Below are 14,021 nucleotides of genomic sequence, written 5' to 3' on the forward strand. Positions count from 1 at the left end.
ATATCAGGCCGCGGTTGTTAGGTGACCGCGTACCAGTCTGGTTGCCTTGCCGCGCCCGCACCCCTGCCCGCCCAAACCTGGTCGGGAACCGGAGTGGATCATTGCTATCTCGATGAGGAGTACATCAGCATGCAGCAACTCGCGCACCGCCTTGAACGGCTGGGCACGGAAACTGCCTTCAGCGTCGCGCAGGCCGCGGCGTCCTGGAAGGCGCAGGGGAACCTCGTGTACCCCTTCCACCTGGGTGACATCAACATCCCCACCGCCCCGCACATCGTCGAGGCCATGAACAAGGCGATTGCCGACGGCTACACCGGCTACTGCCCCGGCCCCGGCATCCCGCAGCTGCGTGAAGCCCTCGCCGAAGACCTCGGCTCGCGCCGCGGCATCACCTTCTCCCCGGACAACGTGGTGGTCATGACCGGCGGCAAGCCCGTCATCACCAAGTTCCTCCAGGCAGTGATGAACCCCGGGCAGGACGTGCTCTACCCGAACCCGGGCTTCCCCATCTACGAATCCCAGATCGAATACCTCGGCGGCAACGCGGTGCCCTACGGCTACGTTCCCACCGAGTCCGGCTTCGCGATCGACCTCGACCAGGTGCGGGCATCGATCACCAAGAACACCGTCGCCATCATCTACAACGACCTGCAGAACCCCATCTCGGCGGAGTCGACCGCCGCGGAGCGCGAGGCCATCGCGCAGATCGCCCAGGAGCATGACTTGTGGGTCCTCTCCGACGAGGCCTATTTCGAGACGCGCTACGAGGGGGTCTCCCAGTCGATCGCGTCGCTGCCCGGCATGGCCGAGCGCACGGTCATCCTCTACACCTTCAGCAAGAAATTCGCCATGACCGGCTCACGCCTGGGCTGCGCCGTCGCCCCGGTGGAGATTGCCAAAGTCCTCAGCACGCTCAATACCAACGACGAATCCTGCACCACGCACTACGTGCAGTGGGCCGGCATCGAAGCGCTCCGCGGCCCCCAGGAGCCAGTCCAGCAGATGCTCGACATCCTCAAGGAACGCCGGGACGCTGCCTGCGATCTGGTGAACGCCATCCCGGGCATGCACGTCGCCGTCCCGCAGTCCACCTTCTACCTGTTCCCCGACGTCACTGACGCCATGGCACGCATGGGATTCACCGCCGTCGGCGATTTCGCCACGGAAGCCCTGTACAAGACCGGTGTCTCGTTCTGCACCCGCGAACACTTCGGCCGGCGCCAGCCCGGTGAAGAGCGGCAGTACATTCGCCTCGCCTACTCCGGCATCGACGTTGCCAACATCCGCGAAGGCCTTGGCCGCCTGCGCCAGTGGATCGAAACCGCATGAGCCGCATCGTCGTCACGGGGCGTATCCCCGAAGCCGCCATCGAGAAGCTCCGTGCCGAGCACGAGGTGGATGCCTGGCAGGGTCCGGAGTCGATCAGCCGTGAGGAGCTCCTGCGCCGGGTGGCAGGGGCCGACGGCATCGTCAGCCTGCTCACCGAGCGCGTCGACGCCGAACTGCTGGACGCCGCCGGCCCGCAGCTCAAGGTCGTCGCGAACGTCGCCGTCGGTTATGACAACATCGACGTGCCGGCCTGCACCGCACGCGGTGTCATCGCCACTAACACGCCCGGCGTCCTCACCGACGCCACCGCCGACATCGCGCTGAGCCTCATCCTCATGGCCACCCGCCGCCTCGGCGAGGGCGAGCGGCTCATCCGCTCCGGCCAGGCCTGGAAGTGGGGCATGTTCTTCCTCCTCGGCTCCAGCCTGCAGGGCAAGACCCTCGGCGTAGTCGGCATGGGCGGCATCGGGCAGGCGACCGCCCGGCGCGCCAAGGCCTTCGGCATGGAGATCGTGTACCAGTCCCGCAGCGAAATCGATCCCGCGATCGCCGCCGAGCTGGACGCCCGCCGGGTGGACCTGGACGAGCTGCTGGCCGTTTCCGACGTCGTCTCCCTGCACTGCCCCTACGGTCCGGCAACGCACCACCTGATCGGTGCGGAGCAGCTGGCGGCGATGAAGAGCTCCGCGTTCCTGGTCAACACCGCGCGCGGGCCGATCGTGGACGAGGCAGCCCTCGCGGCCGCGCTGCGCGACGGCGGGATCGCCGGCGCGGGCCTGGACGTCTACGAGAAGGAACCTCAGGTCCACCCCGACCTGCTGACGCTGGACAATGTGGCTTTGCTGCCGCACCTCGGCTCCGCCACGGTCGAAACGCGCACCGCGATGGCCATGCTCGCCGCGGACAACGCCCTGGCCGTGCTCAGCGGGGAACGGCCGTCCACGCCGATCGGCTAAAAGCCGCGCATTGGCTGGAAACTGACCAGGGCCTGGTCGGGGTGATTGCAGCACCCCGACCGGGCCCTTTCATGTGCCCGCAGCGCCGGGCCGCCACACTCAGGATCCCAGATATCCGCTGAGCCTGCGGTGGAAGACAGTGCTCCGCTCATCCAGGCCCGTAATAGCAACCGTTGCACCGTGGGCGGCATACTTCGCCTCGATGGAGTCGAGGGCTGCCACGGTTGAGGCATCCCAGATCTGGGCACGGCTGAGGTCGATTGTCACGGACGCCGGGTCGTCGGCGTAGGCGAAATGCTCCACCAGGTCGTTGCTGCTGCCAAAGAACAGCGGCCCCACGACCGCGTAACGCACGCTCCCGCCGTCCTCCGCCAGTGTCCTCTCCACGCTGATGACGTGCGCAACCCGCCGGGCGAACAACACCATCGCCAGGACCACGCCCACCAGGACGCCGTACGCGAGGTTCCCGGTCAGGACGACGACGGCAACGGTCACCCCCATCACGAGCGTCTCCGGCAGCGGCATCCTGCGGAGCGTGGACGGCCTGACGCTGTGCCAGTCGACGGTTGTCACGGCAACCACCATCATGACCGCGGCCAGGGCAACCATGGGAATCTGTCCCATGATCGAACTGAGCCCGGTCACCAGGGCCAGAAGGAACACCCCCGCCACAAACGTGGAGATCCGGGTCCGGGCCTGGCCGGTCTTCACGTTGAGGACGGTCTGGCCGATCATGGCGCAGCCGGCGATGCCGCCATAGAAACCGGCGAGGATGTTCGAGGCGCCCAGGGCCCAGGATTCCCGGCCCTTGTGCGAGGGGGTGTCGGTGATGTCGTCGACAAGTTTGGCCGTGAGGAGGGACTCCATGAGTCCCACGAACGCCACACTCAGCGCGGTGGGCAGGACCAGCTTGAAGGTGTCCACGTCCAGCGGAACGAGGAACGGGGTGATCCCGGGCATCGTCCCCGTGAGGGGGCCCTCGTCGAACACGTTGGGAACAGTGAGGCCGGCGATGATGACAACAGCGGTGACGACGACGATCGCCACCAGCGGCGACGGGACCGCCTTGGTGAAGCGGGGCAGGATAAAGATAATTGCCAGCGTCAGGGCGAAGAGGACGTAGGCAAGCCACGGCACGTTGATCACGTGCGGCACCTGTGCCATGAAGATCAGGACACCCAGTGCGTTCACGAACCCGATCATCACCGAGCGCGGAATGAACCGCATCAGCCGCGCCAGGCCCGCCAGGCCAAAGACCACCTGGATCACTCCGGCAAGGAGCACGGCCGGCAAAACGTACTGGACGCCGTGGTCGTGGACCAGCGGGGCGATAACAAGCGCAACAGACCCGGCCGCGGCGGTCACGACGCCGGGCCGGCCGCCGAGGACCGACATGGCCAGTGCCAGGACAATGGACGCCACCAGGCTCACCATCGGATCGACGCCGGCGACGATTGAAAACGAGATCACTTCCGGCACCAGGGCAAGGGTGGTCACCATGCCGGCCAGGACCTCACGTGTCAGCTGCCGCGGGGAGCGGAGGGCTGTCAGGACTGTGGTCGGCTGCCGAAGAAGGCGGGGGTCGGCGACGGCCATGGAGCGGCTCCCGGAAGTCTGGCTCTGCGGGGAAGAGCAGGTAAACAAGGATTCTGTGCGCCACGGTGCGCGGACCGGCCCTGTGCTGGGAAGGCAACGGGCGGAGGAACTATGCGCCGGGAACTCCCGGCCGCGCATGCAACATTACCGTGACGCGGGGGACCAGGCCGACCCCGGGCACGCGGGAACCCGGCTGATAAAATGGCCGGGTCGCAGGGCGGCCTTTCCGGCTGGTCCAACCAGCGCCGTATCGAAGCAGGCCGTATCGAAGTAGGGGACCAGACACAATCATGACGGCAGGCCGGTCACACGTCGGGACTTCGGAGAACCAGCCGGCATCTCCGGCGAAGTCTTCCGCCCCCGCCACAGGCCGCGCCTACCTGGCCACGATCGAGGGCTTTGTCGGCGCCCTCATGATGTTCGTCGGATCCATTGGAACAGGATGGATCGCCAACGGCTCGCCGATGATCCGGCAGCCCGTCGTCATCGCGCTCCGCACGGAGGGCTGGGGAGTTACCGTCTCCACCGTCCTGCTTACCGTCGGCGCCATGGTGCTCATGCGGTCCTGGCTGCGGCTGGGCCAGCGACTGGCCGAGTGGGGGAAGAACTCGCTGCGGTCCGTGGTGGTCGCCATTTCCGCCTGGTCCCTGCCGCTGCTCTTCTGCGTCCCGGTCTTCTCCCGCGATGTCTACGCCTACACAGGCCAGGGCAGGCTGGTGCAGGAAGGCCAGAACCCCTACCAAGTGGGCATCTCCACCCTCAGCAACTGGTTTTCCCTCGGCGCCGACCCCGCCTGGGCGGAAAACCGGACACCCTACGGCCCGTACTTCCTGTGGCTGGCCCGGGGAGTGGTGGGCCTCACCGGGGCCCAGCCCGACATCTCCGTCCTGCTCTTCCGCCTCCTCGCCGGCGCCGGCGTGCTGCTCTGCGTCATCTACGTGCCCAAACTCGCGGAACTGCACGGCATCAACGGGGCCCGGGCCCTGTGGATCGCCGTCGCCAATCCGCTGTTCCTGATCAGCTTCATCGCCAGCGCGCACAACGACGCCCTGATGGTGGGCCTGGCGGTCGCCGGGGTGTACTTCGCGGCCACCCGCCGCTACATCCTGGGGATCCTCCTGGTCACGGCATCAATCGGGATCAAACCCATCACCGTGCTCCTGCTGCCCTTCATCGGCGTGATGTGGGCAGGCCCGTCCGCTTCGTGGCCCCGCAGGTTCCTCATTTGGGCCGCGACGGCGGGCATCAGCTTCGGTGTGCTGCTCGTTAGCGGCATCCCTTACAACCTCGGGATCGGCTGGACCTGGGCCATCATGGACCCCACCCCCGGCTACACGGGATACTCACCGTCCGGCTTCCTGGGCCAGCAGGTGGAGATGCTCGCCAACGCGCTCGGCCTTCCCGGCGGAACACTCGCCACCTGGCTGAGGACCGGCATGAAATGGGCAGCCATCGCCCTGGTCCTGCTGCTGATGTTCCGCGGCGATTACGCGCGGGCGGTGCGCCGGCTGGCCCTGGCGTTCACCGCCGTCGTGATGCTCTCACCCATCATCCAGCCCTGGTACATCCTGTGGTTCCTGCCGTTCCTGGCGGTCACCGGCATCCGCGACGACTGGCAGATCCGCTCGCTGTATGTGGGCGTGACGTTCTTTGTGGTGTTCGGCGCCCAGGACCAGCTCTCGGTGTGGAGCTTCGTGGAGCTTCCCATCGACGCCTCCACGCTGGCCTTCTTCACCGCGCTCGCCTTCACGTTCTACCTTTTATTCCTCGACGTGCATACACGGAAGCTGCTCATCGAGGGCAAACCGCTGGACCTCGCGAAGCGGGGCTGGCAATGGGCCGTTGAGCGCAGGGCGTCCCGGGTAAGCTAGGCCCGCGCGCTGACAGGCGCGGTGGTCTTTCGGCCCAGTTCGGCCGTGCGTTTCACCGACCACCACAGCAGGACCACCAGGAGCACGTTCCGTGTGGTGAGGATGGCAGCCATAACCGGATGGGCATGTATCAGGGGCGTATAGAACAGCGGGTAGATCACAAACGTGGTCATGGCGATACCCATGAGCAGGGCGGCGGGGACCTTCCAGCGGTCCCAGTCGTGGGTGAGGCCGGCGATGATCACCGGGGCGAGCCAGATGATGAACTGCGGCGACCCGACCTTGTTGAACACGATGAATGCCGTGACCATCATCAGCGCGCCCTCAAGGAACAGCTCCTCCCGCTCGGCACCGCGGTTCAGCGCCCGGACAAGGAGAACGGCGGCAGCCACCGCTGCAAGGATGAGCAGCGGCTGCATCAGGAAAGCGGCCGTGGACGCGCCCGGGCCATAGACCTCGGTGGAGTTGATGGCAGTGTTGTCCGCCATCTTTGATCCGGCGATGTTCAACACGCTCAGCCAGACCCATGGCGTCGAGAACGTCGCTTCAAGCTGCATCCCGCGCTCGCCCTGGTTCAGGAGGAAATCCATGATGTGAGGGAGGCCGCCGGACAGCCACGTTCCAGCGGTCACGACGGCGGTGACCACAATGCCCGACAGGACAACCTGGATGCGCTTTCGGCTGGCGATCACGATGGGCGCCAGGACCGCAGCAGGCCACACTTTGATCCACGTCGCGATGCTGAGCAGGACGCCCGCCACCACCGGCCGCTGCGCCGCATACAGCAGGGCGATCAGGACGATCGGGGCGGTGATGCCTTCCACCCGCGCAAAGCTGAGGTATCCCATGAAGACGGTGAAGAACAGCCACCACCAGGCCGGAGCGATGCCGCTGGCCTTGCGCGGGCCGCGGGTCAGGAAGACCAGGCCGACGGCGTCGAGCGCCGTGATGATCAGGAACCACACCAGCAGGTACAGCCCGGGCCCGGCGATATTCGCCAGGAAGATGGGCAGCTGCGCCAGCACCGGGTACACCCAGGGGCTGATCTTCCCGTTCAGGTCCGCGGGGTTGTAGCCGTCCAGCGCCCACTGCCGGTACTGCTCGGTGTCGCTGAAGGTGTCGCCGTGCAGGAAGAAGGACGCCATCCACCCCAGGAAGTAGAGATGCACGACGGCGAATCCCCACCAGACGCTGGACGGGCGGGCGAACCAGTCCACGGCCTTGGCGGGAAGGACCTTGCTGCGGACGGTCACCAGGCGGTCAAAGAACCTCGTGGAAATTTCAGGACTCCTTGAACGCGGGGGCGGCGGCCGGGGCCTTCTTGCCCAGCGAGTACAGCCGGCGGACGCTCCACAGGAACAGGACCACCAGCAGGACGTTGCGGACGGTGAGCACCGCGGCCATCCAGGGGTTGTTGTGGCTGAGGTCGTCATAGAACAGCGGGTAGATGAAGTACGTGGCCACGGCAATAACAATCAGCATCACCGCCGGCACGCGCCAGTCCCGCCAGCTGTGCGCGAGGCCGACGGCCACCGCGGGCGCGAGCCACACCATGAACTGGGGCGACCCCACCTTGTTGAACACGACGAACGCCGTGGCGAGGGTGAGGGCACCGGCCAGGAGCAGCTCGGTGCGGTCCACGCCGCCGCTGACCTTGTGCTGGTTCCCGTTATGAAGCGCCCAGAAGGTCAGGCCGGCCACCAGCAGCGCGGCGAGGATGAGCAGCGGCTGCATCAGGACGGACATAACCTCTGTGCCGGGGCCATCCACCTGCATGGAGTTGATGTCCGTGTTCATGTACATCCGCGAACCGCCGACGTTCAGGACGGACAGCCACAGCCACGGCGTGGTGAAGGTGGCTTCCAGCTGCATGCCCCGGTCGCCCTGCTGGGTCAGGAAGTTCAGCAACTTGGGGACGCTACCCACTGCCGCAGCCAGCGCGACGACTCCCGCCGTCGTCGTAATTCCTGCCAGGACCACCAGCAGTCGGTTCCGGACGACGGCGAAGAGGGCCAGCATGACGGCGGCCGGCCAGACCTTCACCCAGGTGCCGATGGCGAGCAGGACGGAGGCGATGAAGGGCCGGTTCACTCCGTAGGCAAGGGCGACGAGCACCAGCGGGGCGGTGAGCCCGTCAACCCGGGCGAAGCCGAGCCAGCCCATGAGGAACGTGAAGGCAAGCCACCACCAGCCGGCGGGGATGGCACTGGCGGCGCGGCCGCGGTCGGTCAGTTTGAGGAGCGCCCAGCCGTTGAGGAGGGTGGTCATCAGGACCCAGAGGAAGAAGAACGGTCCCGGGCCGGCGATCCCGGCGATTGCCATCGGGATGAGCGCCAGGATGGGGTAGACCCACGGGCTGGGGCCGCCGGTGAGGTTGGCGTCGTCGAAGCCCGCCATGGCCCAGTCCCGGTAGATGAAGGTGTCGCTGAACGCTTCGCCGCGCAGGGAGAGGGAGGCGGCGAAGATCAGGAAGACGAGGTGCACCACGATGTAGCCGCCCAGGAGGCCGCGTCCCGTGTTCAACCGGGCCCCCACCGGTGCCGGAAGGATGACGTTTCGGATCCTGGTCAGGTTGCCGAGGAGAGCGTCCGTGGAAATGGCGGGATCCTTGTCAGTTGGCACGCAGGTTTTGGCGCAGGTGTAAGCTGCCGCGTGGCGGTGTTCAGTGGCATCGGAGCCGGCTGAAATCAGCGTCCGCCCCGGGTTTAACTCTAGTTGACGGCCCGAGGGGGCTCTAATCAGCAGGGCAGGGAAAACGCTGTCCGCGCCCTGACCTGCGGACTTTATCTAAAGTTGCTGGTGTGTCCTTGCCCATGCACCATTGACGGAGGCGCTATGGCGCCTTACCTCATCTGCAGCCTGGGGGAGCGCAGTTGACGGGTCCAACCCCTTACCCCTCGATCCATAAGGCTTTACCCATGAACTTCCCGCTCACCCTGACCATCGCTGACCGCCAGAGCATGGACAGCGAACTCGACGCCGCCGTCTCCGCCGCCAAGGCTCACGCCCTTGCCGACAGGAGCCGCGGCATCCTGGTCACGCGGCACGCCGCCAACAAGTTCACGGTCGCACTGAGCGAGACCGTGCCCTTCGGCCTCACGCGGGAACACCAGGCCTGGTAGGCCTTTCCCCTTTTATGCCAGGCGGCCTAACCGCCGGAACTGTCGCTGTCCCCTGAGACCCGGCCGCTCTTTTGCTGCAGCCGGTCGATGTGCTTCGACGCCTCGGCCTTGCTCAGGTCTGCCGGCAGTTCTTCCCCCGCTTCGCGGGCCAGCGTATCGAGGTAGCTGCGCTGCGCCGCCGTCATGGGTTCGTCCCCGGTCACCCAGTCCTCGGGGTCGCGGTTCAGGCCTGCGTCCGGTTCCGGCGTGGGGCTGCCAAGGGTTTCCTTGTTCTCGCTCATGCCTGAGAGTCTAGGCCTGTCTAGGCCCCGTGGCGTCACGCCGGGCATGCTGTTAGGTACGGCGCGACGGCGGGCCCCGGGATCTCGGGGTTTCATCGCCAGGCGTGGCCCAGAAGGGTGCTGTGCGTGACACGGGCCAGTCGAAGAGATGGTTTCGGGCGGCCGCCTTCCGCCTGCCGTCCAGACTGGCCCAGTTTTAGCCCGCTCGGGGTGGCGGGACGGCCGGGCTGCTTGGTCCAGGGCGCCAAAACTGGGCCAGTGTGGGCCTGTCTTTGCCTCATCCCCCTCCCGGGGGTGGTGACCTGCTGGATAGCGCTTGCCCATTGACGTAACCGGCATCACGTCCTAAACTTGTGAATCGATTCAAAGCGCCGGACGGGTCCGGTTCCTTGCCAATGAAGCCGAAGGACGCAAGACATGAGCACTATCCCAACCAGCGTTGTCCGCCCCAGCCGCGGGATCGGGACCGGAGGGCGCGACCCGCGGAAGGCCGCGATGAGCGGATGGATCGGCAGCGCCCTCGAGTATTACGACTTCGCGCTGTACTCCCTGGCCGCAACCCTGATTTTCCCCACCATTTTCTTCCCGTCAGAGAACCCGACCGTCGGCATCATCGCCTCGCTCGCCACCTACGCCGTCGGCTACGTCTCACGTCCTATCGGCGCCGTTGTCCTGGGCGCCTATGGTGACCGGCACGGCCGCAAGAGCGTCCTGGTCTTCGCCATGCTGCTCATGGGTTTTGCCACCTTCGCCGTCGGACTCCTGCCCACCTACGGCCAGGTCGGCCTCCTGGCCCCCGTCTTGCTGGTTGTCCTCCGCCTCATTCAGGGGTTCGCCGTCGCCGGTGAGCTCGGCGGTGCCAGCGCCATGATCGTTGAACACTCCCCGGACGCGAAGCGCGGCTTCTTTGCGAGCTTCAGCCTGCAGGGCACGCAGGTGGGCTCCATTCTTGCGACGGCGGTCCTGCTTCCGCTCGCCGCGCTCCTTCCCGCCGACCAGTTCGGCACTTGGGGCTGGCGCGTCCCCTTCCTGCTCAGCGCCCTGGTGATCCTGGCCGGCTACGTCATCCGCCGGCGCGTGCAGGAGCCGCCCGCCTACGCCGCGCAAGCTGACAACACTGCCGCGAAGCAGCGTTTCCCGCTTCTTGAGCTGCTCCGCACCCGCCCGGGCGTCCTGATCCGCTGCATCGCCATGACCTTCACGAACGTCATCGGCATGGCCACGCTGATCTTTGGCGTCTCCTACGCCACCCAGCCGGGGTACGGCAACGGCTTCACCAGCAGCGAGTTCCTGTGGGTGACGCTGGTGGCCAACATCGCGGCCGTGGTCACCATCCCGCTTTTCGGCGCGCTCTCCGACCGGATGGGCCGGCGGACGCTGATGGCAGCAGGCGGGATCGCGGGCGGCCTCCTGGTCCCGGGCTACCTGTGGGCCATTGAGCAGGGCAGCCTGCCGCTGGTCTTCGTCTGCGTCGTGATAGTGCAGGGCATCTTCTTCCAGATGTGGAACGCCACCTTCGCCACCTTCTTCCAGGAGCAGTTCCCCATGCGGATCCGCGTGACCGGCTTCGCCGTCTCGCAGAACATCGGCCTGATGATCGCCTCATTCTTCCCGAGCATCTTCACCGCGATCGCCCCTCCCGGCTCGGCGAACATCCCGCTGACCATCGGGCTCGTGACGCTCGGCATCTGCGTCGTCTCCACGGTGGCCACCCTGATGTCTACCGACACGAAGGGCAAATCGCTCGAGGACCTCGAGGTGGGCAAAGCCTGACCGGCCTTCTGCCCCCGGCTGATTTAGCTGGAACGGCCGCCATTCGCTGTAACGGAACAGTGAATGCGGGCCTTTCCCACGAAATGGCGCTCACCCCACCCTCGAACTCGTAATGTATAGATGTATACAAGTATGATTCTGGTGGAGGTTCACCCAAATGCCAGAGACACCCGCCAGGAACACCGGCGCCCATTTCGTGTATTCAGAGCTCAAGCGACAGATCCTGACCCTTGAGCTGAAGCCGGGGGAGCGGATCTACGAGCCCGCGATGGCCGCCGCGTTGCAGGTCAGCCGCACCCCGCTACGCGAAGCGATCAGGCGGCTGATCTCCGAAAGCCTGCTCGAGCAACAGCCCACCGGCGGCGTGCTGGTGCCCACGCTGGACGAGGCAGCGATTTCCGAACTCTACGAGGTCCGTGCGGCCATGGAATCCCTCATGGCGCGCAACGCGTGCCTCAAGGCCACAGCGGCGGACATCGAGGAGCTCCGCGGCATCCTTGCCCGCAACGCGGCGGTGGTGGAGTTCGCCGATGACGCCATGCAGCAAGGCATTGCACTGCACTCCAAGATCGCCCGGATTGCCGGAAACTCGTGGGCGCGGCGCTTCCACGACCAGATCTCCAGCCAGATGGAAAGGTACCGCCACTTCACCAACAGCACCCGCGAACGCAGGGAGCAGGCACTCGCCCAGCACCGGACCCTCGTGGCTGCCATTGCCGCCGGAGACGCTGAAAAGGCCGCACAAATGGCCTTCGACCACGTCCTCGGGGCACGGGACGCAGCCGTACGCGCAATCGCCGGCAGCAGTACCACCGCATGATTGGTGAACTGGGACGCCGCTCCGCCACTGCCCTCCTCCTGCACTCCGCCCTCATCCAGGCTGTGACCTTCCTGGTAAGGCCCGCCGCCACCTACCGTGCCCTGGAGCTGGACGTTCCCGGCTTCGCCCTGGGCCTCCTCGCGGCAAGCTACGCCGTCTTCCCCCTGCTGCTCGCGGTGCCCACCGGGGGACTCGTGGACCGCCTGGGCGAACGCAGGCTCATGGCCTTCGGGTCCGCCGTCGTCCTTGCCTGCTCCGCGTTCCTGCTGCTCTGGGGCTCGTCGATTGTTGCCCTGGTGATTGGCACGGCCCTCCTTGGCGCCGGCCAGCTTGCCTGCGTGGTGGGACAGCAGGCCGTCGTGGCCAACAACGCTGCTTCGACCCGGCTGGACTCCGCTTTCGGGTACCTGACGTTCGCGGCGTCCCTGGGCCAGGCCCTGGGACCGCTGGCGATTTCCCTGGTGGGAGGCGCGTCCATCCACCCCGACACCCAGGCGATCTTCCTCCTTTCCGTCTGCATGAGCCTGGTCCTCTTCCTCGACACCTTCCTCATTGCGGCGAAGGTGAGCGCCGGGAGAAGGGCAACAGCACAGGCCGGCAGTGCAGGCAGCGCCCTGTCGCTGCTGAAGAGCCCCGGGGTTGCCCGCGCCCTCGCCACCAGTGCCACCGTCCTCGCCGTGGTGGACCTGACCATGGTCTACCTCCCGGCACTGGGCACCGACCGAGGACTCACCGCGGCCACCGTGGGCGCCATGCTGACCGTCCGGGCTCTGTTCTCGATGATTTCCCGGCTCCTGCTCGGCCAGGTGGCGCGGAGGACCGGCCGCCTGCGGCTGCTGGTCGTGAGCCTTGCCCTGTCGACTGTTGCGCTCGCCGTCGCGGCGATCCCCATGCCGGCCTGGCTGCTGTTTGTCGTCATGGCCCTGCTTGGACTCGGGCTTGGCATCGGGCAGCCGCTCACCATGTCCTGGCTCTCGTCGCAGGCACCGGAGGGCCAGCGTGGTCGCGCGCTGGCCCTCCGGCTGGCCGGCAACAGGGTGGGTCAGGTGGTCCTGCCCAGCGCGATCGGCGTTGTTGCGGCCGGGCTGGGAGCGGCGGGCGTCTTCCTTGCCTCTGCCGTGGTGGTGGGCGGAACCATGGTGCTGCTGCGCGGCGTCGAGCTCGACAGTTAGAGCCCGGCCCACTGACCCGGCTTACCTCCTCGGCGCCCCGCTTCCTGCCCCAGAGCGGCTCCAGTCCGCTGAGTTCTTCCTCGGTGGCGTGGCGGAACGGGGGAACAGCCGGCGCAGGGGGCTCCTGGCGTCCCTGCCCGCGCGTGGCCACGAGGCTGGCCAGGATAGAGACCGCAAGAATGGTGATAATTACGGCCAGGGAAACCGGCGTCGGGATGTAGTAGATGTCGATCTTCAGCGCCATCTTGATGCCGACCCACACGAGCACCAGCGCCAGCCCCGTCTTCAGGTACACAAACCTGTGGATGAGGTCCGCCAGCAGGAAGTACATGGCGCGGAGACCGAGGATGGCGAAGGCGTTCGCGGTGAAGACGAGGAAGACCTCGTCCGTGACCGCGAAGATGGCCGGGATCGAGTCGACGGCGAAAATGATGTCAGTGACCTCCACCAGGACAAGGACCGCCAGCAGGGGTGTGGCCAGCAGGAGTCCGTTCCTCCTGATTAGGAATCTCTGGCCGTGGAAAGCGTCGGTCATCGGAACGTAGCGTCGGAACAGCTTCAGCGCACGGGACTTGGCAGGGTCAATGTGCTCGTCGCGCTGCTTGAGCATCCGGTACCCCGTGACCAGCAGGAAAGCGGCAAAAAGGTACAGGACCCAGCCGGCACTGGCGATGATGGCCGATCCGGCAGCAATAAACAGGCCCCGGAAGACCAGCGCCCCCAGGACGCCCAGGAAGAGGACGCGGTGCTGGTACTCGCGCGGAACCGCAAAAAACGTGAAGATGATCGCCCAGACAAAAACGTTGTCCACGGCCAGGGACTTTTCAATCAGATACCCGGCGAAGTACTGCTGCCCGAACTCGGCGCCGTACAGGAACCAGACCACACAGCCGAACGCCACGCCGAAGAGCACCCACACTCCGGACCACATTGCGGCTTCACGGACAGAGATAACGTGCGCGTGCCGGTGGGCGACGAGGTCCACGACGAGCATGACGAGGATGAATCCGACGACAGCGAACCACATCCACAAGGGGACATCCATGGAGCACCTGCTTCCAGTCAGTAGTTACCAACTGGAGGTCTCTCCCGGCCATTGCC

General features: G+C 66.3%; 11 protein-coding genes and 1 pseudogene. 7 read left to right on the plus strand and 5 right to left on the minus strand.

Annotated features, from left to right (window positions below; all coding sequences use genetic code 11):
- Window positions 1-129: 129 nt before the first annotated feature.
- Window positions 130-1,329 carry a pyridoxal phosphate-dependent aminotransferase gene (locus ACYQ1Z_RS07850; protein WP_459791928.1) on the plus strand — a complete coding sequence of 400 codons (1,200 nt, stop codon included), beginning with the start codon at window positions 130-132 and terminating at the stop codon, window positions 1,327-1,329.
- Complete coding sequence (locus ACYQ1Z_RS07855; RefSeq protein ID WP_459791929.1) at window positions 1,326-2,285, plus strand: 2-hydroxyacid dehydrogenase; 960 nt, start codon at window positions 1,326-1,328, stop codon at window positions 2,283-2,285. The genes ACYQ1Z_RS07850 and ACYQ1Z_RS07855 overlap by 4 nt, the downstream gene beginning before the upstream one ends.
- Before the next feature lie 99 nt (window positions 2,286-2,384).
- Here ACYQ1Z_RS07855 and ACYQ1Z_RS07860 read toward each other — a convergent pair whose 3' ends face one another.
- Window positions 2,385-3,881, minus strand: coding sequence for a SulP family inorganic anion transporter (locus tag ACYQ1Z_RS07860; RefSeq protein ID WP_459791930.1), 1,497 nt, complete (start codon window positions 3,879-3,881; stop codon window positions 2,385-2,387).
- 290 nt (window positions 3,882-4,171) lie between these two features.
- Here ACYQ1Z_RS07860 and mptB point away from each other — a divergent pair, with 290 nt between their 5' ends.
- Entirely contained in the window at window positions 4,172-5,752 is a 1,581-nt protein-coding gene (gene mptB / locus ACYQ1Z_RS07865) for a polyprenol phosphomannose-dependent alpha 1,6 mannosyltransferase MptB (RefSeq protein ID WP_459791931.1), read from the plus strand.
- Here mptB and ACYQ1Z_RS07870 read toward each other — a convergent pair.
- Window positions 5,749-7,005, minus strand: a complete 1,257-nt coding sequence (locus ACYQ1Z_RS07870; RefSeq protein ID WP_459791932.1) for a glycosyltransferase 87 family protein — start codon at window positions 7,003-7,005, stop codon at window positions 5,749-5,751. The genes mptB and ACYQ1Z_RS07870 overlap by 4 nt on opposite strands.
- A 28-nt stretch (window positions 7,006-7,033) precedes the next feature.
- A complete protein-coding gene (locus ACYQ1Z_RS07875; protein ID WP_459792013.1) occupies window positions 7,034-8,323 on the minus strand; it encodes a glycosyltransferase family 87 protein in 1,290 nt (429 codons plus the stop codon).
- Window positions 8,324-8,670: 347 nt separating this feature from the next.
- On the opposite strand from ACYQ1Z_RS07875, the gene ACYQ1Z_RS07880 reads away from it, so the two are divergent.
- The gene (locus ACYQ1Z_RS07880; protein WP_459791933.1) at window positions 8,671-8,874 is read left to right on the plus strand and encodes a hypothetical protein; all 204 of its coding nucleotides are present in this window, start codon (window positions 8,671-8,673) and stop codon (window positions 8,872-8,874) included.
- Between the two features lie 26 nt (window positions 8,875-8,900).
- Here the strand turns inward: ACYQ1Z_RS07880 and ACYQ1Z_RS07885 are convergent, their stop codons facing one another.
- The gene (locus tag ACYQ1Z_RS07885) at window positions 8,901-9,155 is read right to left on the minus strand and encodes a DUF3072 domain-containing protein (protein WP_459791934.1); all 255 of its coding nucleotides are present in this window, start codon (window positions 9,153-9,155) and stop codon (window positions 8,901-8,903) included.
- Window positions 9,156-9,572: 417 nt separating this feature from the next.
- On the opposite strand from ACYQ1Z_RS07885, the gene ACYQ1Z_RS07890 reads away from it, so the two are divergent.
- The 3 genes from ACYQ1Z_RS07890 to ACYQ1Z_RS07900 all read left to right on the plus strand — a co-directional run bounded on the left by ACYQ1Z_RS07890 (window position 9,573) and on the right by ACYQ1Z_RS07900 (window position 12,920).
- Window positions 9,573-10,928, plus strand: coding sequence for an MFS transporter (locus tag ACYQ1Z_RS07890; protein WP_459791935.1), 1,356 nt, complete (start codon window positions 9,573-9,575; stop codon window positions 10,926-10,928).
- Between the two features lie 157 nt (window positions 10,929-11,085).
- Window positions 11,086-11,748: a GntR family transcriptional regulator gene (locus ACYQ1Z_RS07895; protein WP_459791936.1), complete on the plus strand. Its 663-nt coding sequence runs from the start codon at window positions 11,086-11,088 to the stop codon at window positions 11,746-11,748.
- Complete coding sequence (locus tag ACYQ1Z_RS07900; RefSeq protein WP_459791937.1) at window positions 11,745-12,920, plus strand: MFS transporter; 1,176 nt, start codon at window positions 11,745-11,747, stop codon at window positions 12,918-12,920. Before ACYQ1Z_RS07895 ends, ACYQ1Z_RS07900 begins: the two co-directional genes overlap by 4 nt.
- A 22-nt stretch (window positions 12,921-12,942) precedes the next feature.
- On the opposite strand, the pseudogene ACYQ1Z_RS07905 reads toward ACYQ1Z_RS07900, so the two are convergent.
- A pseudogene (locus tag ACYQ1Z_RS07905) lies at window positions 12,943-13,965 on the minus strand (TerC family protein); the annotation flags it as partial.
- Between the last annotated feature and the right edge of the window lie 56 nt (window positions 13,966-14,021).

It is taken from the genome of Arthrobacter sp. AD-310 (assembly GCF_054656615.1).

Bases quoted from the DNA above. Each gene is read 5' to 3' on its own strand.
- ACYQ1Z_RS07850 (WP_459791928.1), top strand. From the start codon at position 130: ATGCAGCAACTCGCGCACCGCCTTGAACGGCTGGGCACGGAAACTGCC.
- ACYQ1Z_RS07855 (WP_459791929.1), top strand. From the start codon at position 1,326: ATGAGCCGCATCGTCGTCACGGGGCGTATCCCCGAAGCCGCCATCGAG.
- ACYQ1Z_RS07860 (WP_459791930.1), bottom strand. From the start codon at position 3,881: ATGGCCGTCGCCGACCCCCGCCTTCTTCGGCAGCCGACCACAGTCCTG.
- mptB (WP_459791931.1), top strand. From the start codon at position 4,172: ATGACGGCAGGCCGGTCACACGTCGGGACTTCGGAGAACCAGCCGGCA.
- ACYQ1Z_RS07880 (WP_459791933.1), top strand. From the start codon at position 8,671: ATGAACTTCCCGCTCACCCTGACCATCGCTGACCGCCAGAGCATGGAC.
- ACYQ1Z_RS07885 (WP_459791934.1), bottom strand. From the start codon at position 9,155: ATGAGCGAGAACAAGGAAACCCTTGGCAGCCCCACGCCGGAACCGGAC.
- ACYQ1Z_RS07890 (WP_459791935.1), top strand. From the start codon at position 9,573: ATGAGCACTATCCCAACCAGCGTTGTCCGCCCCAGCCGCGGGATCGGG.
- ACYQ1Z_RS07895 (WP_459791936.1), top strand. From the start codon at position 11,086: ATGCCAGAGACACCCGCCAGGAACACCGGCGCCCATTTCGTGTATTCA.
- ACYQ1Z_RS07900 (WP_459791937.1), top strand. From the start codon at position 11,745: ATGATTGGTGAACTGGGACGCCGCTCCGCCACTGCCCTCCTCCTGCAC.